Source organism: Providencia sp. PROV201 (assembly GCF_028479545.1).
Taxonomy (GTDB): domain Bacteria; phylum Pseudomonadota; class Gammaproteobacteria; order Enterobacterales; family Enterobacteriaceae; genus Providencia; species Providencia huaxiensis.
The window spans coordinates 38,273-61,077 of sequence record NZ_JAMPNW010000008.1 but is presented as its reverse complement, the minus strand read 5'-3'; the positions used below and the strand labels follow the sequence as shown (position 1 = coordinate 61,077).

Here is a 22,805-nt window from a genome sequence, read left to right as displayed (position 1 = left end):
TGTTATTTCTATGGGTAAAATTTGCAGATTAACTGCTCGCTACTTTTTGGATAAGAGAAATGTGCCGTAATTAAATCAAACTGCGTTTCAGATGTTTGAAATGGGTTTTCCCCTGCTAAATTCCGCGCTGCAAGTCTTGCTTTACACTCGTCATTACTTACCTGTAATACATGAAATACATAAGGGACATCAGATGCCTGTGCCAATGACGTTAACCATTGCCGCTGCATCGGTGTATTCGCAGGAAAATCCATCACAATATTATTCCCAGCCTGTATCAATTGCTCAATATGGCCTTCTAATACTTGCTTCACTAGGGTACTTTTTTCAACATAGTGAGCCAGTTCAGTGATTTCATTAGGATAAAGGGCGGCAAGCCATTCATCTTCACAGAGCAAAATAGTACGGGGGGCGTTAGCCAGTTGTTTTGCTAATGTCGATTTCCCTGAAGCAATTTTGCCACAAAGAAAATGCAAACGAGGCGGGTTTTTTAATGATGGTGAGGCTTCTGTTAAATTCATAAATAGCTCCTTACTGAAGAATTAACCAGATAAGGACAAAAAAACCCGCCTTATCTGGCGGGTTTAGGATGTAGCTTATCCCCACCACTATGTGATGGTAATAATAATGCTTAAGCTAACAGTGCCTTGTAACATATAAATTTCCTAAATAGAATTATTACTAACTTATCAGCAATCTATACAAACCGTCAAACCTACTTGAATGACATTCATAAAAAAATGACCTGAATAAATTCAGGTCATTTTTCTCTAACTAATGTTTACCATTTTTATGGTGATTAAGCGTTTCTTCTTTTAAATCAAGTTCATCACGTAAACGGTGATATACCCTTTCATTGATATTTTTGCTTTTACGCATTTGATATAACGCGTCCCGTTTCGCTTTTAACGCTGATTTGGACATCTCACGTTCCATATCAATCATTTTGTGTAAATCATAGACATCTGATTCAGTTTCATCTGAATTATCGAGTCGTCTACCATAAATTTCTAATAATTGAGCCCCAACCTCAGTACGCATGGCAATTTCATCCATATCATCCGATGGGTGATTCATCAGGTCACGTAAATGTGCCATTGCAGCTTCATTTAAGGCCAAGCGCGCTCGAATTTCGTCATTATCATAAGGTAAGTCTTGTACCAACCCTTTCGTTAAAATAGGCAGTGCAATACTGGCAATCAGTAGTGAACATAAAATCACCCCCATCGCTAAGAAAATAGCCACGTCACGATTCGGAAATAATGAACCATCAGGCATCAATAAAGGTAACGTGAGAATACCCGCTAATGTAATCGCTCCACGCACACCCGCTGTCGCCATCACCGCCATCATGCGAATATGCATAACATCCGCTTCTTTACCGCGACGGCGCTTATGGAAGACGGTTAAAGTCATCGAGATCCACACCCAGCTAAAGCGTAAAACGGCCAATGCCACGGTAATAATTGCCACATAAACAAATAGCATCCAAGGATGGCTCGCACCCGCGGCCTCTGCTACAGCAGGCATATTTGTCCACATACCCGGTAACTGTTCGCCTAACAAGATGAAAATCATCCCGTTCAACGCGGTTTGTACCGTATCCCACACCGCTTTACTTTGCATACGAGTGGCGGCTTGCATACGCCCTGCGATTTTTTCATAGTGCATGGCAATACCGGCAACCACTGCCGCTAAAATACCAGAAACATGTAAATGTTCAGCTAACAAGTAAGCCGTAAATGGCATCAATAAGCTGATCATTATCTGAATAGCAGGTTCTTCCCCTGTACGCTTAACCAATAATTGGTTTAACCAACCAATTGCCCAAGCCACTAGCAAACCAATTAAAATTCCGCCAAACGCCACGAATACAAATTGCCCAGCCGCTGAAGCAAGAGAAAATGTGCCAGTTAATGCAGCAACTACCGCAAAACTGAAACACACCAAACCCGTTGCATCATTCAGCAATGACTCCCCCTCTAGGATATGCGCCATTCGCGATGGCAATGGGGAATTGACCGTCATGGCAGACACGGAAACTGGGTCTGTAGGCGACAAAATAGCTGCCAACGCAAAAGCGACGGCCAAAGAAATAGCTGGAATTAACCAATGTATAAAAAAGCCCATACCAATAACCGTTACTACCACTAGACCAATAGCTAACGACATGATCGGCTTAATTTCTTGAAATAAGGCTTCTTTAGGAATACGCCAGCCATCAAGAAACAATAAAGGGGGAATAAATAAAAACAGAAATAGATGAGGTTCAAATTCAACTGTAAAACCGTATAAAGACAAGCCAGCCCCTAGTGCTATCTGGATCAAGGGTAATGGAATAATATCTTTGAGCAGTCGTGAAACAAAAACGCTCACAACAACGGCTAATAAAAAAACGAGTACAAGTGTCACTACTGACATTGATTGCTCCATGTTTAGCTAATCATTAATTATCAGTTATGAAGTAAATAGATAAATTGAATCAATGTAAAGTGGCAATTAATCAATCGATACAAAAATAATAAAATTAAGAAATAGCCTATCTATCATCAGGTTGCGAAAAATCATCACTGACTTAAATACCCATAAAAAACTTATTTATCTATTTGATAAATAGATAGTTAAACGCAATATCAATAATAAGCTGTCTATTGCCATCAAAAATAGGACTAAACCATCATTAATCGACTACTTTGTTGTTTCTTTGGATAAATTTTGACTGCCTGATTTTTTCCTTTTTACCATTTTTGCATTATTTTTATCCGAAGTACTTTTATCAGCTGCATTGGTGTTTTCTATACTGTGCCGCTCAACAAGTTCTTGTAGTACTTGCTTAAGGAGCTTACTTTTACGCAACCCCAAAGGGGCTAAAACGGCTTCTTCGTGTTGCTGAGCTGCAACAAGTAAGCCATCGACCAGTGACATTCCACTTGATGTCACACTAACAAGTGTTATGCGCTTATCACTTCCATTATGGTTACTGTGGCGAACCACGTGTCCCTGCTGCTCTAACCGTTGTAGTACGCGAGTAATTGTCGGTTGTTTGCTGACCGTTTTTTGTGACAGCTCAGTGATCCCCATCGAGCCATTGCCTGCTAGTGTGGATAGCACTCGCCACTCTAAGACTGACAACCCTTTTTTTTCAACAATGGCATGAAATTCCGATGAAACTAACATCCAAGCCTGCCCCAACAGGGCAGGCAAGTAATTATCAACAAAAACCTTTGAGTTTGCCATTCGCTCCCCTTGATAAACTCTTGAATTATTGCATTTGATTACAACCGCTCAAGAGTAGCAGAAGTCGGCGATAATTCAGCTAAAACTTTCCACTCAACAAGGAACCAAACCCATCAACACGAGTTTCTAAACCCAGCTTTTTTAGCATCATATAAGTAGTTGCTACCGAAGAAGACAGTACTGGTAAACCAACTCGGTCTTCAATTAATTGTATTGAGGGTAGCGAAGGCATTTGTACACATGCAGAAGCCACAATTGCATCTACTTGGGTGTTGAGTTTTTTCGTAATTTCCACTGGTGCTAATGGGTTTTGCCGCCCCACGTCTAAATTATCTGGAATTTCCAATGAAATACTATCTACCACTTCGATGCCTTCGCTTTCAATATAATCAATCACTAACTGCGTCAACGGCTTCATATACGGCGTTAAAATAGACACTTTTTTAGCCCCTATCGCATGTAGGCCATCAACTAATGCCCCTGCACTCGTCACTACAGGTGCTGGATGGCCGTTATCTACCGTACGTTGAAATAAACGTTTTTCTGAAATGCGATGGTAACCTTTCCCCATGCTCATAATCGCAACTAAACAGGCATATCCCAGAACATCAACTGCAGCATCTGACAATTCAATAGCGCAGCGGTCACTATCGGAGTCCATTTTTGCCAACTCCTCTTTGGTAACTTTTTGCATACGCATACGGCTTGAATGAAAGGTAAAGCGCTCCGCAAACAGCGCTTCTCTTGCCCGTAATATAGCCGGAATTTCTGTTTCCATCGTGGTATTTGATGACGGGACAATCTGCCCGATACGATATGTACGTGCTAAACTCATATCTCGTTCTCCCCAAATGACTCACTTGATTCTGGAAATGTGTTTAAAGCTTCACTTTCTTGCCCATTACCGTGAAAACGTGCTGCCGTTAATGGTCGGCGGTTTACTTGTAAATCAAAGATATCAAAACGGTTATAATGCCCTGTAATATCATGCATTTGTCGTGGCTGAATACAGCGGTTCAAATCAATTTCACCGTAAACAATCCCTTCTTTGTCAATCAAAGGTTGGCCTACAACCCGCCCATCAGGACCGATGATCCCTGAGAAAGCACTGTTTGGTCGAGCCAGTAACTCACGTGCTTCTGGATGAGTTGCAGACATTGCATCAATAATTTCTTCTGACACTGTCGAACACGAAACAACCGTAAAGACTTTGCCTTCAAAACAGTGGGCTGAAGCACGTAAACGGATCGCCTCGGCCATGTCATAATCTTTTGGTGCAACGGGTAAGGCGATATAGCTCGCAATATGGACTAACTCGCCTTGCGCCAATAAGGCAAAGCGGGCCAATGTATTGGTATTTTCCCCACACGCCAACGCCCCAAGTGGCCCAATACTGGTTTGGTGAACTTTTAGTGAAGAGGCATCTCCATTTGCCCACGTCAATTTTTCTGCCCATGTTGGGACTAATTTACGATGACGTCCCAGAATTCTTCCTTCATCAGAAATTGTCACTAATGTATTATATAACGTAGCAATGCCATTAGGATTTCGCTCATTCACACCAATCACAACATTGATGTGATGGCGTGCGGCAGCTTGAGCAATTTTTTGTATTTCAGGCCCTGGGACTTCAATGGCAGATTTGCACAGTTTTTCAAACCATGGGCTGCCATCTATCGGGTTCATCACCCAACTCCAATAAGGGTAACCAGAAATAAAAACCTCTGGAAATGCCACCAATTTTGCTCCGTTATCAGCCGCCTCTTCAATTAAATGGCAAACTTTATCTACCGTCGCATTGGTATCAAGAAACACCGGAGCAGCTTGTACTGCAGCGGCTTTAAATGTCTGCAAATTAAGCATGCTTCCCCCTTAAACGGCGACAACTGGATGGCGCAATTCACCAATATTCTCAACATATGCTTCAATCACATCGCCTGGCCATACCCATTCTTGTGGCGTTCTCCCCGCGCCGACCCCTTCAGGGGTACCTGTGGCAATAATGTCACCGGGTTCTAATGTGATCCCTTGGCTAATATCTTCAATCAATGTATTCACATTAAATAGCATATGGCGTGTATTTGAGGATTGTTTGGTTACACCATTCACCTTCAAGCTTAGCTCTAAGGTGTGAGGATCTGGGATCTCATCAGCAGTCACAATGCAAGGCCCAAATGGCGCATAGGTATCTTGCCCTTTTGAGTAAATCCACTGCCCTGCACGGCGGCAATCACGCGCACTCATATCAATCATCAAGCTGTAGCCAAACACATAATTAAGCGCATCTTTTGCCGCGACACTTTTCGCACGCGTGCCGATAATCACTGCCAACTCGACTTCCCAGTCTAATTGTTGGGTAATTTTGGCATTATGTTCAATAGCATCTCCCGGTCCAATCACTGTGGTTGGTGGTTTAGAAAAAATAACGGGTTGTTTTGGAAGCTCTTTTGAAGTGTCTAGTGTGCGGCTGGACTCCGCCACGTGTTCAACATAGTTCAAGCCAATACCAAAAATATTTTTACGTGGACGGGGGATCGGTGCCAAGATTTTCACATTTTGTACCGGCCACGCAGTCCCTGCGGGGAATTGCCCTTGATATGTATTTAGAAGTTCTGTACCAACACGCACACCTTGTGGACCTAAATCGATAAAATCCAACATGTTGTCAGGCAAGTACAACCCTTGCTCTTGAGCAAGAAGAGCTAAATCAACTACTTGATGGTTAACAATTGCTCCTAAACGAGCTGCCGCGGTCACATCAGAACGATAAGTTATTAAGCGCATTCTCTTTCTCCTTGAATGAGGTGGTTGCCTCACTCACTTCTTCACGTAAATTGGAATAGTAAAATAATTAAATTAATCAATAAGAAACATGACATTCACCTAGGTAACGACTTTCTGGTGCCCCTCATTTTCGACTAGAGCTTCTTCATAGTAGAGCCCCAAAGAGTGCATTACGGGTAAGTCATTAAAGCAAAACAGACATGCATCTTCGGTTTGTGAGGTATTCACATGTTCATGGAACATCCACGATGGCACGCAGAAAATATCACGCTCTTGCCAATCAAAACGTTGTCCATTAATCACGGAGTACCCTTGCCCTTTCGCCACTTGATAAATAAAACTCCCCGTATGGCGATGAGCCTTACCTACAAATCCCGGACGCAGTAATTGCATGCTTGCCCCAATAGTTGGCATCACAGGTCCGCCAGTTAGTGGGTTGGTGTAGTGCATTAAAATGTCATCAAATACTGAGCCATCCGCTGCTTTCGCCGCACGGCATAATGCCTCGTAGGTTGGCCCCCATTGGTATTTAAATAACGGTGAATAAGGTTTATCCCAGCCAATATCGTGAGGGCGTAATGCGGTTCCACCCCACATGCCAACTGGGTAGTCGATAGGTCGTGTTTGCACTTGATGCAAGTCAGGATGCACTTTATAAAACCCAGCTTCCATGGCATTGACTAAGGGGATATCTAACCCATCTTGCCAGATACAGGGTAAGCCATCCTCCGCAACACCGTGTTCATGCCATGTCCCATTCGGTGTCAGTACAAAGTCATTGGCTTCTAGCATCATTTTTTGCCCTTCGACAATAGTGTATGCCCCACGCCCTTCCATAATAAACCGCAATGCAGAGGACGAATGGGCATGAGCCGAAGCGGCTTCTCCTGGGTGCATGACTTGTAGACCTGAATATAACCAACCGACTGCAGCAGCAACATCTTGGCGGCCTGGGTTATTTAAATAAATCACGCGACGCCCCGCTTTTTCTGGTGTCACCAGTTCAACTGAGCGCAACACATGTTCGCGTAAATCACGGTAGCGCCACAACACAGGAACTGAGCTTGATTTGGGCTGCCACGGTTCAATCTTGTTTGCAACCGTCCATAATGCACCTGTCTTCAACGCATCTAGTTCTTGGTAATACGCCACTAGCTCAGGGGTGTCTGCCACATCAGCGCGCCCTGCCACATTTTCTCGATATTGGTCATGGGAGTGTGTACTCATGCTGTTTTCCTCTTTGTTTGCCAAAGCCTTTAACGCGATTTCAAGGATTGAACGAGTTGCTGACGCCCATATTCATACGATGCCGGCCAACGAGTTTCCCACCCATAACGCGCACATTCATGTAGGACCCATGCAGAGTCAGAAAGTAATGGTCGAGATAAAGCACATAAATCCGCCCGTCCAGCGGCAATAATGCTGTTGACTTGGTCTGCATCAGTAATAGCCCCTACAGCAATAACCGGTATTCCAGCTTCATTACGAATACGGTCTGCCATTGGTGTTTGGTACATCCGACCATAAACTGGTTGCTGTTGCGGTGACACTTCACCTGAAGAGCAATCAATCATATCGGCCCCCGCTTGCTTTATTGCACGACCAATTTCTACTGCGTCATCAACTGTCGTCCCACCATCCACCCAGTCCGTCGATGAAATACGAACAGTCAAAGGTTTTGACCACACTTGACGCACAGCACTAATGACGGCTAACGAAAAACGTAAGCGGTTTTCCAACGTTCCACCGTAGTTATCTGTACGCTGATTAGTTAACGGCGAAATAAAGCTTGAGAGTAAATAACCATGCCCTGCTTGCAGTTCAAGCCAGTCAAAACCCGCCATTTCCGCTCGTTTTGCTGCAGCAACAAATTGGTCAATCACCGTAGTCATTTGCGCCTCGGATAGCTCTACCGGTGTTTGTGAAATATTCGGTAAATAAGGCAACGCTGAAGCAGAAACTAACGGCCAGTTATCTGCATCCAGTGGGTGGTTTTCTTTCTCCCACCCTCGCTGAGTTGAACCACGACGTCCCGCATGACCTAATTGAATGCCAATTTTGGCATCCGTTTTTTGATGAACGAAATCAGTCACTCGCTGCCAAGCAATAACTTGTTCGTCATTCCAAATACCGGCACAGCCTTTTGTCACACGGGCATCGGGGGCTATAGCCGTCATTTCAGTCATCACTAGACCCACACCGCCTAATGCACGGCTACCCAAATGTACCAAATGAAAATCGTCGGGTACGCCCTGACTAGCGCAATACAATAGTGTCGGTGATGCAACCACTCGGTTATTAAGCGTGACACCCCGTACGTGATAAGGCGTTAGCATAGGCGGTGTTTTTGCCGTTGAAGTGACACCGGTTTGTTCTGCAAACCACTGCTCATAGTTTTCCAACCATACAGCATCACGCACACGCAAATTCTCATGGGATATACGCTGTGAGCGTGTTAAGAGGGAATAAGCAAATTGCTCTGGTGCTAAGTTTTCATAACGACAGACATTTTCAAACCATTCTGTCGAATTGCGTGCCGCATTCTGAATTTTTAGTACTTCGACACTGCGAACCTTCTGGTAATGCTCAAGCCCTTTACGTAAATCACCCCCTGAAGTTTTCAAGCTTTCACACAGCTCGATAGCATCTTCTAGTGCTAATTTAGTTCCAGAGCCAATAGAGAAATGGGCGGTATGAGCGGCATCGCCCATCAATACTACGGGAACGTCTTTACCTTGTGTGGGCTGCGTCCAATGCACCCAATTTCCACAAATGACCCGAGGGAAGCGGATCCAAATTGCGGCACCACGTAAATGCGCTGCGTTAGCAATCAGTTTTTCACCATCAAGCCACGGCGCAAATAGTTTTTCACAATAAGCGATGCCATCCTCTTGGGACATTTGGTCAATACCAGCTTTAAGCCAGGTTTCTTCCGTCGTCTCCACAATAAAGGTCGATAACCCTTCTTGAAATTGATAGGCATGAACTTGAAACCATCCGTGCTCATTTTTAGCGAATAAGAAGGTAAAGGCGTCAAAAATCTTCTTTGTACCTAGCCAAACAAAACGGCAACGACGTTGGTCAATATCGGGGTTAAATACGGTTTCATAACGCGTACGTACCGCACTATTAATGCCATCAGAAGCGATAAGCAAATCAGCTTGGTACTCACGAGCAATCGCTTGGTCATCCGTTACTTGGGTTTCGAATACCAGCTCCACCCCCAATTCCACACAACGGTCTTGTAATATATTGAGTAATTTTTTACGCCCAATGCCGATAAACCCATGACCACCGCTGCGGTTACATACACCTTTAAAGTGCACATCAATATCATCCCAGTGACTAAATTCTGCAGAAATCGTTTTGGCAGAAACTGGGTCCGCTTGGCGCAAATTACTGAGCGTGGCATCAGAAAATACCACTCCCCAGCCGAAAGTGTCATAAGGACGATTACGTTCCACCACCACTACACGGTTCTTTGGGTTCTGTAATTTCATCAGCAACCCGAAATAAAGCCCTGCGGGACCACCGCCAATACACACAATATTCATGGAATTTCTCCTTTACTTACACTGGTTGCTGAGCGGTTAATGCCTGATACAAGGCGTCTGGAATGGGGATGGCTTGATGCGTTTCTAATGACGTCGTGACATAAGTTTGCGTCACTTGCATGCGCAGTACTCCATCAACACCGACACAGCGTTGATGTAACGTCAGAGACTTGCGACCAATACGCTCTACTTGCAGCTCTAGCATCACGTTATCCCCCATTTTGCTAATGGCCTTGAACTCCGCTTCTAGGTGTACCGTCGGCAAACCAAAGCGTTGTTCCATGATGTAACCCGCAAAGCCTTGAGGGACTAATTCATCAACCCAACGTTCAAGTAAATTGTTAAACATCACGAAATACTGGGGGTAAAACACAATCCCTGCGGGGTCACACTCCGAAAAATGAATTTTATGTGGCTTAGTAAATGTCAGTAAACTCATGATGTTATCCTTAATTCATCGCTAAACGTTGACGGCATTTTTCCAATTCTTTCCCATGTTCATCGGCCAATGCGGCTTCACGTAGTTCACGTAAATTAATGGGGGTGAGTTTGTTCCCTTGCTGCGCAACGATGTCCATTAAGATTTTAAAATTACGCAACCCTCTCGCATGAGTGTCGCTATACCCCTTAACCACGCGTTGGCATTGGGTAATTTCGGTTGCAAGTGCAGGGTTAGCTTTCGCTGCTTCAATTACAGCCGCTAGCCACTTTTCAATACGCTGCGTTTCTAGTTGATAACGTAATGTCGAACGCCGACCTTTTCGCCATGTGGCTAATACATACAACTGTAAAAAACCAAATAAAGAACTGGTAGTGATCGTGCGCCCTTTTTCGGTCATTTTGCGAAGCGCTTTGTGTAACCAATGTGGACGCATTAACCAACGACCTAAATTTTTGGGAAGCGTTTCGCAAATCTCTTCAATTCTTGGATGCATGAATTCATTGATATCCAACAATTGGTTATCTTTTGCCTGTACTTCATTACGAACGCGAGCAAAACGGCTATCACGAATTTTAAGATCAGCCACTCGGATAGTGTCTTCATAGGACATCCAAAGGGCTAAGTGGCGCGCAAGCGCACGTTGCAAACGCTCATCTTGCCCACCTTTTTGGGCAAAGAGGTTATTGAGGCGTTCCAAATACAAAGTGGCATAAGCAAGGTCTTGGTAATCGATAAGTCGTCGAGTCCCTTCAATCACGAGATACTGCACATGAGGAGAGAATTCATGTTGGATACGAGCTAATAATTGCGATACCTGTTTATTTTTTGGTGAATATATGATGTTCTTTGTGGATTCAGGCTGATATGCATCTTCGGGTTTAGCTGCTTTTTCTGCTCCTAATGTAAAAGCTCGCAAACTTGGTTTTACGCCAACGCCCCCACGTACAATCGTTTCTTCAAATTGTGCACGGCTAAATGGTAAAACACCGGAACCAAACAGCGCACCAAATAAAACAGCACTAATCACACTGCCACTTTCTTGTGCTGCTTGAGCCATATCAAAGTGAATAAACTGACGCGCAGATGCCGCAGTGTGGCGAATTAATGCTTGGCTATCGACTCGCCCATCGCCCATAGCGGATTTTTCCGCGATGGAGTAAACGCGGTGTGTTGAACTAATCAATGTTGTGCGCTCTGGGGTAACAAAACCGCGCTGTACTGCTCTGCCTGCTTCCATTAACTCAGAGGCCAAAACGACATCAACATCACCGGGCATCGGCATAAGCGCTAATACAGGAGAAGGCGTTTGTGGGTTGTCAGCACCTGGGAATAATTCCACATAATAAATTGTGGCCCCCGTGCGCTGTGCCACGCCAGGCACTGAAGTCGTTTGAGCAAAATAACCGTTTTCTTCACCTAGGTTGACAACCCAGTCGGCAAGTACTCCACCACCTTCGCCGCCCATGGCTAAAATGGCAATTTTAATCGGCTGTAATGTGACTTTTGTTGATGGTAATGCAGTTGATAACGAATTCATGCATCCCCCTTAGAAACTAAATTGTTCACGACGACGTGCGTCACGACGCTGTAAATAGCCAATAAACCAACCGCGTACACGATGGCGCAATTTGTCCCAACCATTAGGGTTAGTAATAATTTGAGCCTTAAAAAAAGAAGGGCACAAAACAGCAGCGTGAGAGACTTCGCCACATAGCCCACAACCAACACAGCTATCCATCACTGTTGCAACCGGGTCTGTTCTTAATGGGTCTTGGCTGGGTTTAATTGATAAAGACGGGCAACCAGATAAGCGAATACAAGAGTGATCGCCCGTACAGGTGTCAGGGTCGACACCAAAACGCTCACGTACCACTCGTTTGCCTGCGGCAACATCACTACGCACTTTTTTCTTTTCGCGGCGTTGTTTGTTCAACATACATTCGCTTTGCGCAATCAGAACCTTGGGCCCTTGCTCATCGGTTGTTAAAGCTTCACGTAACGTATTTGTCATGGTTTTTAAGTCATAGGTGTGTTTAATGGTTTTCACCCAATTAACACCCACGCCTTTCACTGCTTTTTCAATTTCATGACCAGTACTACGGGTTGGATTCAACGCCGTCGAAGAGAGAATATCTTGCCCTCCTGTCGCAGAGGTATAGCTGTTATCAACCACAATAGTTAAGTTATCACTGCGGTTAAAAACACTATTGGCAATACCACTGGTTAAACCGTTATGCCAAAAACCACCATCTCCCATCACTGAAATCGCGCGTTTCCCAGCTTTTGCATTCAAAGCCGCAGCCCCTGCGCCTCCTAACCCATAGCCCATAGTGGTATTCCCCAAATTAAAGGGCGGTAGAATAGAGAATAAATGACAGCCGATATCTGCACTGACATGGTGTTCACCTAATTCACGCTCCACCAACTTCATCGCAGTGAAAATAGGCCTTTCGGGGCAGCCTGTGCAAAACCCTGGTGGGCGCGCATGGACAGACTCGTCTAGCGTTGGCTCAGCTGCATTCACATATTCAGGAAAGGATCCTTCAGATTTTTGAGTGGCAATATTAATCGTTGGAATACGGATCTGTTTTGCAGCCGCCTTGACTTGTGGAGCTATCTTTCCATAGCATTCAAAAAACGAACGTAAACCCGCAAGCACTGTTGCAGTATTATATTCCCCCGCCATTGGCAGCATATCTTTGCCATGTAGGGCAATATCAATCTTGCGTTGACGTAAAATATTCGCCACATTTTGCTCAACAAAATTTGGCTGGCCTTCTTCCAAGACTAAAATGGCTTTTTTGTGGCGACAAAAACGTTCAAATTCATCATCAATCAATGGATAAGCCACATTCATCACATATAAAGGAATTTGGCTATTACCAAAAACATCCGCTAGCCCTAGCTGATTTAATGCGCGGATCAACGTGTTGTAACAACCGCCTTGTAGCGCAATTCCAACATCATCCGAGTCTTCTGCAAAAAATTCATTTAACTTATGTTGTTGAATAAATTTAATTGCAGCGGGCCAGCGAGCTTCAATTTTTTCTTTTTCATGTAAGAAACTAGCAGGGGGTAATACTATGCGACTGACGTCTCGAGTTGGGTTCTCGAGTGCATCTTTCACTGTAAATTTAGGGGGGTGATTATCTGCGCAAACAAATTGTCCGTGAACATGACAAGAACGAATACGCATTTGTAACATAACAGGTGTATTACTGGCTTCAGAGAGCTCAAAGCCGTCTTTCACCGCTTGAACAATGGACGGCAAGTTGGGCCGAGGGTCGAGTAACCACATCTGCGATTTCATTGCGAAAGCATGGCTGCGCTCCTGCATAATAGAAGAGCCTTCACCATAGTCTTCACCAACAATAATTAAAGCCCCACCTAACACGCCACCAGAAGCTAAGTTAGCTAAGGCATCAGATGCGACATTCGTTCCCACGGTTGCTTTAAACGTCACAGCGCCACGTAGTGGATAATTAACTGAGGCAGCCAAAGTTGCCGCTGCAGTTGCTTCACTTGCGCTATTTTCAAAACGAATACCATATTCGGATAAAATATCTTGTGCATCAGCAAGGACATCCATCAAATGGGAGATAGGAGCACCTTGATATCCCGCAACGTAAGATACACCAGACTCTAACAGCGCTTTTGTGACAGCAAGGATCCCTTCACCGCTGAAGGTTTCACCTTGCCCTTGCCGTAATTTTTGAACTTCTTGTACAAACGATCGCTCAGCCATTTTAACCTCACCAATCAACATCAGAACGTTTTTATCTTTTTTGTGTTTCTTATTTGTATATCTTTTGTTAACACAAGGTCAATCCATGATTAATCATGGAAATTAGATTTATGCAGAGAGTGGATAAGGCTTGCAGATTGGGGACAAAACGAATTGAAACAGCTAGAAGGTAATCTCTTTCACAAAAATAGAGAAGAAAAGTTACCCATAGAAAATAAGTGAAAAGCATTCAAAATTATAAAATAGTAAGGGCTATACCCTACAAAAATAAAGGTTTCAGTTATTAAAACCTACATAAGCAAATTAAATAAATTATTGATTCAAAATATAGGCGAGTGACTAGGCAAATAGAAGCAACAATATGATAAATCATGAATATTTTACTATTCAAAAAATAAAATAACTTTATTTTTTATATTGTTATCAATGTCACAATAACCATACAGTTTCTATTTTTTTGCATTATTTGGATAGTTTCTGCACACTTTTAGCTAGGTAACAAAAGTTGTTTATGTTATGTTCACCTCACATTAGGTTACACAATAATTAACAAAATGTTAAAAAACAAAGAGGGTTCTTAGATTATTTAGGCATCCCCTTACCTCTAACATAATCAGTCACTAAATTCTTTTCTACATATAATAATTATTTGAATTCATTGAGAAAACATATAATAAGCAATAAAGTCAGGCCAATACATGATCTTCTATGAAATAGGGCTGGCAAATAATTTTGGAGGTATCTCCGATGTTGAGCAACTCGTGGTCCCATTCAGCTGCACCTCAGATTGAAAATCAGCTCTGTTCTTCAGAGCGTTTACTATTTACATCGGCCGATCCTGAAGAGATAAAATCAATGGTTGGCCGAGTGATGAAACCACATCAGTTTAACTTACTCAATCCACACCAACGTCTCGATGCTCGGATGCACTATATTCCTATGGGGGATATTTCTCTAAGCCGTTTACGATACGGTGCTGATGTCTCTATTGCTCCGGGGCAATTACAAGATTTCTTTCTAGTTCAAATGCCGCTTTCAGGTAGCGCAATCATAGAAAGTGGTGGAAAATGCATAGAATCCACCCCACAAATGGCTTCATTACTCAGCCCTGAAGAGCCAACTACGATGCGTTGGAATAGCGATAATGATCAGTTGATGTTACGCATCTCTCGATCATTATTAGAGAGATCTTTAGTTGGCCAGCTTGGTCATACTTTAGATAAACCATTGGTTTTTGAACTTGGATTTGCATGGCAATCTTGTATTGCGTGGCGAACATTGATGAATTACCTCATTGAATGTGCTACTCGAACCCCCAGATCTTTTACAGCATAAATTGATCGCCACACAAGTAGAGCAACTGGTCTCGGTGACACTTCTTTCTACTCAAGGTCATAATTATACTGAAAATCCCAGTTTGAGGAGAGCCACTATCCGACCTCGCCATGTTCGACGAGTTCAAGAGTATTTAGAAGCTCACGCACATGAACCTATCACTGTAGAGCAGTTAGCTCTTATTGCTGGTGTCAGCTTGCGTAGTTTATATGCAGGATTTAAAGAGTTTTTAGATATTAGCCCAATGCAATATTTACGTGATTTACGGATGGAGCGAGTCCGTGCTGAGTTACTTTCAGGAGAAGCTACCAGTGTCACTGGCGTTGCACTACGTTGGGGCTTTACACATATGGGGCGTTTTAGTGCTGAATATAAACAACGTTATGGTGAAACGCCGAGTAAAAGCATGAAAAAAGCCTAATTAGATATAAGCCTAATTAGGTATAACAGTCATTTAACAACATAAAATTATTAATATCAAAAATACCATATATTATTTTCTATTTATAATATTAGTTTAAAAAACATCCCCCCCTTTCTAATTTATAGATTAAGGGGGGGATCTAAATGAAGGCCAAAAATGAAAAAAGACAACGTATATTCTTTATTTACTGGTATTATTACCTATATGAAATAGTCGTAATTGCAGAATTCATTGATATCTTAGATAAATTAATATCAGAGATTTTAACTGAATCAATCTTAGTTTCATTTTCATTTAATGAAGAAATTTGATAATAATGTTTTTTATTATTATCCCTCTCATTACAAGTTAATACTATATGGCTAACTGTTTTTTTATAATTACAAGGTTCTTCAAAGACATACCCACCGAAATAAACCTTCCCTCCACTACTTTCCATGCTGCATGTAAAAAAAGAAAACAAAAAAGAGAATAACATAACGATAACTTTCATTGTAACCCACTCTATTCATTGAATTAATTTTAAAAATTAGTTTGTAAAGGCCGTATACAATCACATATAAAATTAAAAAAATAAAATTCAATGGTTTGAAAAAAACATTGCTGTGAAATTAAATTAACCAACAACCAAAAACGTATTTAAAAACTAAGTAATAATACGCTTTAAAATAGATTATATTTGACCTTAGTTAAGGCGAGTGGAATGATACTAAGTTAAATTTTCATGTCAACACACTTTTTAATAAATAATTACACTCTGTCGATTTAATTTATTTTTCAGAAGTAAAAAACACATTTATATTCAAATTACTAGACAAAAAAACATGCCTAAAAATAATTAAAAAAAATGGTTCTCTAATAAAAAGCTAGAGAACCACTCTCATTTAATTAATATAGATATATTTACTATAGATATATTTACTAATCGTAAGAAATATTAAAAATCATCTTAGCTTGTATTTTCCCTGGTGTTATTTCTTTTTTATATTGATAATATTTAGCTATGTAATTAAGATTTATTGCTTTTTCTTGAAGTATTCCCACGCTTCCTACCAAATATTTTTTATCCCATTCCAATGGTTTATCTTCTTTAGTCAGAACCTGTACCCCGACCCCATCCGCAGCTTGAAGCTCTGTTGAACTATTTTCAAGTACACCTTGAGTTTTATTTGTATCTGGTGCAAGTTCCCCATTAAATGACATATAAATATTAGATGTATTGGACGCATTAACACCGCCACTACATAACATAGTAATCGCAAATGGTGTTAAACCTGCGGTTGATCCTAAACCTGTAAACTCACTTTTTTTCACTGATTTCATTATTACATTTTGGTTTACGCCAGAGGTTATTTTGCAGGAAGGAGAAACAATCGTGATAGCATCGGCATTCAAACGTGTAATCAATGCAGGAGATATCGAATCAGGTAAATAACCATAGCGGGTGTACTCTCCTTGATGGATTGACCCCGAGCCAGTGACATCTGCAATTTTAATCACTTGAATAGTAAACGTAGATCCCGCTAGTACAACATTTTTTGTACCTTCCCCAGGCACGGTATAATGGCCGGGATAAGTGATTTTTATCTTCCCGCCATCAGCATCACGAATAAACCGTAAGCCAATTCCAGGAACATTCGTTTCGATAATATTATCCCCAGACATAGGCTTACTTGCGACAACTTTCGCATCTAATACCGTACCGCCGCTACATTCGGCCCATACAGCTGTTGCCATATCCATATTCCATGTTCGCTCCCGAATTATAGTACCAACGGGTAATTCAGGGCTCACGACCACTCGACCTAACTCCATGTTAATATCTACGGGAGGCACTGAGGTACGAACACAGTCAGCCATCACAGGAGAGCTAATGCAAAAAATAGCGGAAAAATAATATAAATAAACTATTCGCATATTATGTTCCTATTCAATTCAATTTGTTTGTTAAGCAAGAATGAACACTCCCCCTCATGCCAAACAACCGTTGCCTTACCTTCATATTCATCATTAACAAATATATTACTACCTTGCCCAACACTGCCTATCGATGCACCCGAGTCCCCTTTGATTTCAGCACCAAATGGAAGCGGTTGATTGTTAATGCGTTTAACTTCAAATACTTTGCTCTTTTCAACTTTCGTACCAAAGCTGACTTTAACGATACTCCCTTCATAAGGGACTACGTTTTTAAGTGTATTTTGAAAAACAATATCTTCTGAGCTTCCTTTAGGATCGAGTTCAATAGTATTGACGCGATATGGGCGCATATAAGATGCGAGTGCATAGCCTTGACTATCGATATGAGTCCCCGGAGATCCTACAATTGAAGCTCCCTGAGCATCTTTCGCTTCTATCAAAGCCATCGTTTGGGATGTATTTGGCGAAAAAGTTACGCCATCAGCATGAAGCACCATTGAACCATTAGCCCCTAGGGCATACTGACGATAACGTTTTCCATGGCTATAACTTGCATTTAAAGAAGAGTAAGGGGTTCGATAAGCAGTATTTAATGCAATGTTATTATTACTATTATTTGAGAAAGAAGAGTTTATACCATAAACCCAATTGTTATCTTCATCGAGAGAGCCATTAATACCTAGTTGGGTTGCATCGAATGATGAGTTATTGAAGATAGTATTTGATGTCAATGAGATATGTTGGTTATCACCAAAATATAATGGATAACTAAGGTTAATACTTATCCTGTCGTCTTTACTGTTTTTATAATTGTCGGAATAAAGCCGTATAAAAGAAACGGAGTAAGATAACTTATCAAAATGATTATAATAGTTAAATTGGTATTGTTTTTCAGTGTCCCTATCATCCCAATAATCAACTATCCGCCCGGTAAAATAAAAACCGCCATAGCTTTCGGGAAGTTCTTGGTTAATTGTGTAATTGAGACTTTTCTTTTCATGCCGTAGTTGGCTAGTTGTTTGGCGCTTTTCATTATCAATAAGGTAAAGTGATTCATTCAGATCATAGTAAGACTCATTTGAGCGAATATTACCGCTAACAATAAAATTGGTTTTTGTATCTGAAAATAATTTATTTAGTGTTAATTGATGCTTAAAACCATTTTCTCGATGGTTTTGTGTTTTCACTCTTGCACTCGTAATGTCGTAAGCCAAAGCCCCGACTTGTGTATTAATAGCAGTACCCAGCATGTATGCTTGATAATCATCATACGCATTAACACCCGTATAGAATGTGAAATAATTATTGTAGCCATGCTGTAATGTCCCTTGAATAATATAGGGGCGATGGCGATAACTATTTTGATCTAACTTACCTGTTGCAACTTGGTAGCGGGTAAACTTAGGTCTTAAGAGTTGGGGTAATGAGGAATACGGAACAAAGAAAGAGCTTTCACTTCCATCCGCTTCTTTGATAGTCACTTCAAGGTCATTACCATAGCCTGACGGTGTCACATCTTGTAAATTAAATGGCCCGGGAGGAACAGTAGTTTGATAGATAACGGTGTTATTTTGTCGAACGGTGACTAGTGCATTACTTTGGGCTATTCCACGTATTTCCGGTGTATAATTTGTAACACCATCAAGGTACATACTGTCATCCGTTGTTATTTTCACCCCCCGTAAACTCACACTATCAAATAAGTTACCTTCGGTATAAAATTGCCCCACCGTCATGGTTGATTTCATAGAAACTAATGGCGCTTGGAGATAAGTTTGATTGCTATCCCATCGAAAACTGTCACCTTCCTGCCACGCGGCATTACCGATGTGTTTTAATTGCCAACCGTTATATGAAAAACCCGAATTAATGCCAAGATACATCGTGGAATAGCGTTCAATGGATGAGTCTGAAAGGTTATTACTATAAAAGTTAGCTTGATATGCTGTATTTAATGCAGGAATTCCTTTATCCCAGAATTCAGGCGGCACATAGCCAGCTTGCGACTGTATAATATAGAGTTGAGGTAGCGTTAAATCTAACCTGAGGCTGGTCGGGTCGAACGTTTCCTTAATATTTCTATCGTTGTTCCATTCCTTCAGAAAACCACACGACTGTTCACTACGACTAAGTGTTGGGTTCAATGCGGCAGTGTTAATTGACAAGCTCATTAGCAAAGTATTTGAATAACATGCTGCTATATTTTGCTTACCTCTTTTGCTTAATTGAATTTCATGTCGACCTTTCCAATAGCCATTAACATAAAAATCAATCGAGTAAACCCCTTCCCTTAATTCATTTTCATTAAAATGGGTAAGATCGATACTTTCCTGGCTGCCTACAATAAAACCACTATTGAACTCATATATTTCATCTGAACTTTGCTCTTCAGCATGAGCCTCACTGGTTACAACCAATATAGGTATAATCGACAATGTGAAAAAAATAGTTTTATTTTTTTTAAATCGCATATTCATCCTTGCATCCGATCATTTCACTTTTATTTTTGCTGGAACCTCTGCACCATAATCATTGATATTATTGATTATTATATTATCTCCTGGATTTACGACTCCATTAATCTTGATAGTTTGAGATTCTCCCGGTGCTAACATAAATGCTTCGGTATTAAGTGTTGTCTTTTCGTCATTGATAGCAGTGATTGTAATAAAAAAGGGAGTGGGGTTTTTAACTTGGATATTTTGTTTACCTGCAAAAATCTGTAACTGTTCAGGAGCTAACTCTCTACTACCCAAATTTTTCGGACGATACATAAATTTAAAGCGAGAGCGGATTGCTAGTTGCAGCATATTTTGTTCAGCGTTTTTTTCTGATTTTGTAATTGGTGGAATATCCAATAAATTCAGCCAATATAAAGTCTCCTTATCTGTCGACAATAATGTTCTATCAACCAATTTTATTCGAATTGTTTGCCCGCCACTTGCAGAGATTTTTGATATTGGCGGTGTTATTTGAAAAGGAGTTTTAATTGTTTCAGGAAGGGCCTTTGGGTCACCTTCATCAAGCCAAACTTGAGCAACCGCAGGTCTATTTGCTGTATTATTTAGCTGGACCGTAATTTCTTTGTCATTTTCAGCGTAAATAAACCGAGTACCATTAACAATAATATTATTGGCAAAAGAAAAGTGACAAACAAATAACAAAAAAACATTTAATAAACTCAGTACTTTCATTTTCACCTCTTTTAAAGGCGGTAGTAAAACTACCGCTTGTTATAACAAAAATGCAAAAATTACTTATACGTTATTTCATAAGTTGCATAGCTATTAACTAAACCCGTTGTCACAATCGCAGGGTTTGGTGCCGAATAACCAATAAAATAAGTAAATCGAGCACCATCTTTAATCGATGTTAAGTCTGTAACAACTTTTGCTTGATTTGGATCACCAGGGATAATTTTAGTGCTGGATAAAGAAGAATCACCTTTTGTTGCTAACACAAGCTGGATATTTTTAGCTCCTGTTGACTCTGTATTTGCTAAATACCCTTCAGCTCCTGTAGGCGGATTCTGTAATATATTACCGCCATTCCAATATACACCAATTCGTTTCATATCTAATTTAACATCAACGTCTGCACGTGTTGATGTTGCTGTTTGAGTACAGTTTGTTACATCAATAACAAATGATTTCGGTTTTAAATATGTCAAAGCTGCGGCTGCTTTCACTTCTTTAATTGAAACTGGCGCTAAATATACGCTAGCGTTACTTCCTTGACCATCGACTGAAATAGTACAAGAAATATCAGTGACTTTACCAAAGAAATTCACCTGACCACCACCAACAGTATCTGTTGCGGCAAATGAATTTAATGAAAAACAACTTGTTGTAATCATCGCAGCTAATAATAGTTTTTTCATGATATGTTCCTCTAATTAAAGAGCAGTATTTACATTAGATTTTAATTAAACAAACTGAAGCAGGGTGTTTAATTATTAATAAATGTTAGCAAATGTTTCTTTATTAATACTTTGAAAACTAATACTAGATATTACTTCATGATAAAAAACCAGATTTAAAATAACCAGCGTCTGGATGACATTAATCATAATACATAAAATTACATCAAATAAAATGTTTTATTTGATATTTAATATTTATTTAATAGAATTTAAAAAATAACCAGAATAAACATAAAGATAAAAACTTAATTATTTAAGAAAATTAAATAGCGGAGAAAAACCCAGACAATAAATACACTAAAAACGGGTATAAGTTTAATATATCATTTAAGTTTTTATACATATAAAACACGTATATATACTTTATATTTAAAATAAGAATAAAGGGGATTTAAAATGCGTAGAATTACTATAAATTTAAGTATTAATAAGCATAACGCCGTATAATATTAAAACTATAAGGCGTTATAGAAAAAAGGAGTGTCTATAATTAGTTAGAATGGAATTGATGCTTTCAAATAAATTTGTGAACCTTCAGGCCGGTTTCTAACTTCAAAATCTTTTTCCCATTTTGCAGTAAATAACCACCCCTGAGGGTTTGCATAACGAATCGAAGGCCCTACTGAGTATGCGCGAGCTTTGCCTTGAGCTGAATTCGGGCCGCTATCATCAGTCATTTGCAAAAATGCATAGCCACCAATACCTGCCACCCAACCATTTCCAAACCCCCACCCTAGTGCATAATCAGCGTGAAATGCTTGCCCTGAGCGGGTTTTCGTATCGTTATTACGGAAGTTAAAGTCATACATCATTTTCAAATCTGCATTTACACCAACAGGCGGTATATAACTGATTGCCCAAACCGGTTGCAGCGCCCAATAATTTTTACCTAAACTTGATGGGTCTGTCTTGCTGTATTTACCTGTTGGGGCATACGCATCTAGCCCAACTACATAGTGTAAATCCGCCGATGGATGAAACCCTAATGCAGGGCCAAATGTAATATCGCCGAGACCCCGACTAGTCTCTTTTTGGCCTGCTGCTTTTGCGGTTACATCTAGCAACGGCACAATGGTATGGAAAGCCAGATCACCACCGAAAACTTTTTGATCAGTCACCCAAATAAAACGCGGTGCCAATACGTTAACATTCACACTAAAACCTGGAACCGGTATTTTATCCCCTTTATTATCACGAACGCTGTCATAATGTGCATTTCCCCCATACATCAGTACATGTACCCCTTGCGGTGGCAGTGCCCCTGACATAAAGTTTTCTAGCCCATCGGGATATACCCCTAAACCGCCACCTTCAGTGGCAATCGCACCAAACGAAAGTACGCTGAGACACGAACCTGCTACAAGCTTACTGATTGTTATTTTTTTCATCATATTTCCTGCCATAGTGGGTTGTCTTACTGTGTGTGCTTTACCTGTTATGTC

At 40.9% G+C, this 22,805-nt stretch carries 19 protein-coding genes; 2 read left to right on the top strand and 17 right to left on the bottom strand.

What is annotated here, in order from left to right:
• Positions 1-8: 8 nt before the first annotated feature.
• From PR809_RS08740 to PR809_RS08690, 11 genes are all read right to left on the bottom strand, one after another.
• Positions 9-521, bottom strand: coding sequence for an AAA family ATPase (locus tag PR809_RS08740; RefSeq protein ID WP_206275874.1), 513 nt, complete (start codon positions 519-521; stop codon positions 9-11).
• A 253-nt stretch (positions 522-774) separates the two neighbouring features.
• Positions 775-2,421 carry a Na+/H+ antiporter gene (locus PR809_RS08735; protein WP_195698137.1) on the bottom strand — a complete coding sequence of 549 codons (1,647 nt, stop codon included), beginning with the start codon at positions 2,419-2,421 and terminating at the stop codon, positions 775-777.
• A gap of 267 nt (positions 2,422-2,688) precedes the next feature.
• Positions 2,689-3,237 (bottom strand): MarR family winged helix-turn-helix transcriptional regulator, encoded by a 549-nt coding sequence (locus tag PR809_RS08730; protein ID WP_206275873.1) that lies wholly within the window; start codon positions 3,235-3,237, stop codon positions 2,689-2,691.
• A 79-nt stretch (positions 3,238-3,316) separates the two neighbouring features.
• The gene (locus PR809_RS08725; RefSeq protein ID WP_272524509.1) at positions 3,317-4,072 is read right to left on the bottom strand and encodes a maleate cis-trans isomerase family protein; all 756 of its coding nucleotides are present in this window, start codon (positions 4,070-4,072) and stop codon (positions 3,317-3,319) included.
• Positions 4,069-5,100, bottom strand: a complete 1,032-nt coding sequence (locus tag PR809_RS08720) for a carbon-nitrogen hydrolase family protein (RefSeq protein ID WP_102139146.1) — start codon at positions 5,098-5,100, stop codon at positions 4,069-4,071. Before PR809_RS08720 ends, PR809_RS08725 begins: the two co-directional genes overlap by 4 nt.
• Before the next feature lie 9 nt (positions 5,101-5,109).
• Positions 5,110-6,021 carry a fumarylacetoacetate hydrolase family protein gene (locus PR809_RS08715; protein WP_102139147.1) on the bottom strand — a complete coding sequence of 304 codons (912 nt, stop codon included), beginning with the start codon at positions 6,019-6,021 and terminating at the stop codon, positions 5,110-5,112.
• A 99-nt stretch (positions 6,022-6,120) separates the two neighbouring features.
• Positions 6,121-7,248 carry a cupin domain-containing protein gene (locus PR809_RS08710; RefSeq protein WP_102139148.1) on the bottom strand — a complete coding sequence of 376 codons (1,128 nt, stop codon included), beginning with the start codon at positions 7,246-7,248 and terminating at the stop codon, positions 6,121-6,123.
• 29 nt (positions 7,249-7,277) lie between these two features.
• Positions 7,278-9,575 carry a bifunctional salicylyl-CoA 5-hydroxylase/oxidoreductase gene (locus tag PR809_RS08705; RefSeq protein WP_206275872.1) on the bottom strand — a complete coding sequence of 766 codons (2,298 nt, stop codon included), beginning with the start codon at positions 9,573-9,575 and terminating at the stop codon, positions 7,278-7,280.
• Positions 9,576-9,591: 16 nt separating this feature from the next.
• Positions 9,592-10,014: an acyl-CoA thioesterase gene (locus PR809_RS08700; RefSeq protein ID WP_206275871.1), complete on the bottom strand. Its 423-nt coding sequence runs from the start codon at positions 10,012-10,014 to the stop codon at positions 9,592-9,594.
• A 10-nt stretch (positions 10,015-10,024) separates the two neighbouring features.
• Positions 10,025-11,554, bottom strand: coding sequence for an indolepyruvate oxidoreductase subunit beta family protein (locus tag PR809_RS08695; RefSeq protein ID WP_206275870.1), 1,530 nt, complete (start codon positions 11,552-11,554; stop codon positions 10,025-10,027).
• A 9-nt stretch (positions 11,555-11,563) separates the two neighbouring features.
• On the bottom strand, positions 11,564-13,762 hold the full coding sequence (locus tag PR809_RS08690; RefSeq protein WP_206275869.1) for a thiamine pyrophosphate-dependent enzyme: 2,199 nt from the start codon (positions 13,760-13,762) through the stop codon (positions 11,564-11,566).
• Between the two features lie 747 nt (positions 13,763-14,509).
• Between PR809_RS08690 and PR809_RS08685 the strand changes: the two genes are divergently transcribed.
• Together PR809_RS08685 and PR809_RS08680 are read left to right on the top strand one after the other, a co-directional pair.
• Positions 14,510-15,097 (top strand): cupin domain-containing protein, encoded by a 588-nt coding sequence (locus tag PR809_RS08685; protein ID WP_241098598.1) that lies wholly within the window; start codon positions 14,510-14,512, stop codon positions 15,095-15,097.
• Entirely contained in the window at positions 15,063-15,518 is a 456-nt protein-coding gene (locus tag PR809_RS08680; protein WP_272524508.1) for a helix-turn-helix transcriptional regulator, read from the top strand. Before PR809_RS08685 ends, PR809_RS08680 begins: the two co-directional genes overlap by 35 nt.
• Before the next feature lie 199 nt (positions 15,519-15,717).
• Here PR809_RS08680 and PR809_RS08675 read toward each other — a convergent pair whose 3' ends face one another.
• The 6 genes from PR809_RS08675 to PR809_RS08650 all read right to left on the bottom strand — a co-directional run bounded on the left by PR809_RS08675 (position 15,718) and on the right by PR809_RS08650 (position 22,751).
• Positions 15,718-16,014, bottom strand: coding sequence for a hypothetical protein (locus PR809_RS08675; RefSeq protein WP_166267239.1), 297 nt, complete (start codon positions 16,012-16,014; stop codon positions 15,718-15,720).
• Positions 16,015-16,442: 428 nt separating this feature from the next.
• A complete protein-coding gene (locus tag PR809_RS08670; protein ID WP_166267237.1) occupies positions 16,443-17,438 on the bottom strand; it encodes a fimbrial protein in 996 nt (331 codons plus the stop codon).
• Positions 17,429-19,912, bottom strand: coding sequence for a fimbria/pilus outer membrane usher protein (locus PR809_RS08665; protein WP_206277099.1), 2,484 nt, complete (start codon positions 19,910-19,912; stop codon positions 17,429-17,431). Before PR809_RS08665 ends, PR809_RS08670 begins: the two co-directional genes overlap by 10 nt.
• 18 nt (positions 19,913-19,930) lie before the next feature.
• Positions 19,931-20,635 (bottom strand): fimbrial biogenesis chaperone, encoded by a 705-nt coding sequence (locus PR809_RS08660; RefSeq protein WP_166267233.1) that lies wholly within the window; start codon positions 20,633-20,635, stop codon positions 19,931-19,933.
• 59 nt (positions 20,636-20,694) lie between these two features.
• Entirely contained in the window at positions 20,695-21,321 is a 627-nt protein-coding gene (locus PR809_RS08655; protein WP_102139157.1) for a fimbrial protein, read from the bottom strand.
• A gap of 536 nt (positions 21,322-21,857) precedes the next feature.
• A complete protein-coding gene (locus PR809_RS08650; RefSeq protein WP_229597521.1) occupies positions 21,858-22,751 on the bottom strand; it encodes a SphA family protein in 894 nt (297 codons plus the stop codon).
• Positions 22,752-22,805: the final 54 nt, after the last annotated feature.

Bases quoted from the DNA above. Each gene is read 5' to 3' on its own strand.
- PR809_RS08675 (WP_166267239.1), bottom strand. From the start codon at position 16,014: ATGAAAGTTATCGTTATGTTATTCTCTTTTTTGTTTTCTTTTTTTACA.
- PR809_RS08730 (WP_206275873.1), bottom strand. From the start codon at position 3,237: ATGGCAAACTCAAAGGTTTTTGTTGATAATTACTTGCCTGCCCTGTTG.
- PR809_RS08705 (WP_206275872.1), bottom strand. From the start codon at position 9,575: ATGAATATTGTGTGTATTGGCGGTGGTCCCGCAGGGCTTTATTTCGGG.
- PR809_RS08660 (WP_166267233.1), bottom strand. From the start codon at position 20,635: ATGAAAGTACTGAGTTTATTAAATGTTTTTTTGTTATTTGTTTGTCAC.
- PR809_RS08710 (WP_102139148.1), bottom strand. From the start codon at position 7,248: ATGAGTACACACTCCCATGACCAATATCGAGAAAATGTGGCAGGGCGC.
- PR809_RS08725 (WP_272524509.1), bottom strand. From the start codon at position 4,072: ATGAGTTTAGCACGTACATATCGTATCGGGCAGATTGTCCCGTCATCA.
- PR809_RS08655 (WP_102139157.1), bottom strand. From the start codon at position 21,321: ATGAAAAAACTATTATTAGCTGCGATGATTACAACAAGTTGTTTTTCA.
- PR809_RS08715 (WP_102139147.1), bottom strand. From the start codon at position 6,021: ATGCGCTTAATAACTTATCGTTCTGATGTGACCGCGGCAGCTCGTTTA.
- PR809_RS08650 (WP_229597521.1), bottom strand. From the start codon at position 22,751: ATGAAAAAAATAACAATCAGTAAGCTTGTAGCAGGTTCGTGTCTCAGC.
- PR809_RS08690 (WP_206275869.1), bottom strand. From the start codon at position 13,762: ATGGCTGAGCGATCGTTTGTACAAGAAGTTCAAAAATTACGGCAAGGG.
- PR809_RS08735 (WP_195698137.1), bottom strand. From the start codon at position 2,421: ATGTCAGTAGTGACACTTGTACTCGTTTTTTTATTAGCCGTTGTTGTG.
- PR809_RS08720 (WP_102139146.1), bottom strand. From the start codon at position 5,100: ATGCTTAATTTGCAGACATTTAAAGCCGCTGCAGTACAAGCTGCTCCG.
- PR809_RS08685 (WP_241098598.1), top strand. From the start codon at position 14,510: ATGTTGAGCAACTCGTGGTCCCATTCAGCTGCACCTCAGATTGAAAAT.
- PR809_RS08665 (WP_206277099.1), bottom strand. From the start codon at position 19,912: ATGCGATTTAAAAAAAATAAAACTATTTTTTTCACATTGTCGATTATA.
- PR809_RS08740 (WP_206275874.1), bottom strand. From the start codon at position 521: ATGAATTTAACAGAAGCCTCACCATCATTAAAAAACCCGCCTCGTTTG.
- PR809_RS08695 (WP_206275870.1), bottom strand. From the start codon at position 11,554: ATGAATTCGTTATCAACTGCATTACCATCAACAAAAGTCACATTACAG.
- PR809_RS08700 (WP_206275871.1), bottom strand. From the start codon at position 10,014: ATGAGTTTACTGACATTTACTAAGCCACATAAAATTCATTTTTCGGAG.
- PR809_RS08670 (WP_166267237.1), bottom strand. From the start codon at position 17,438: ATGCGAATAGTTTATTTATATTATTTTTCCGCTATTTTTTGCATTAGC.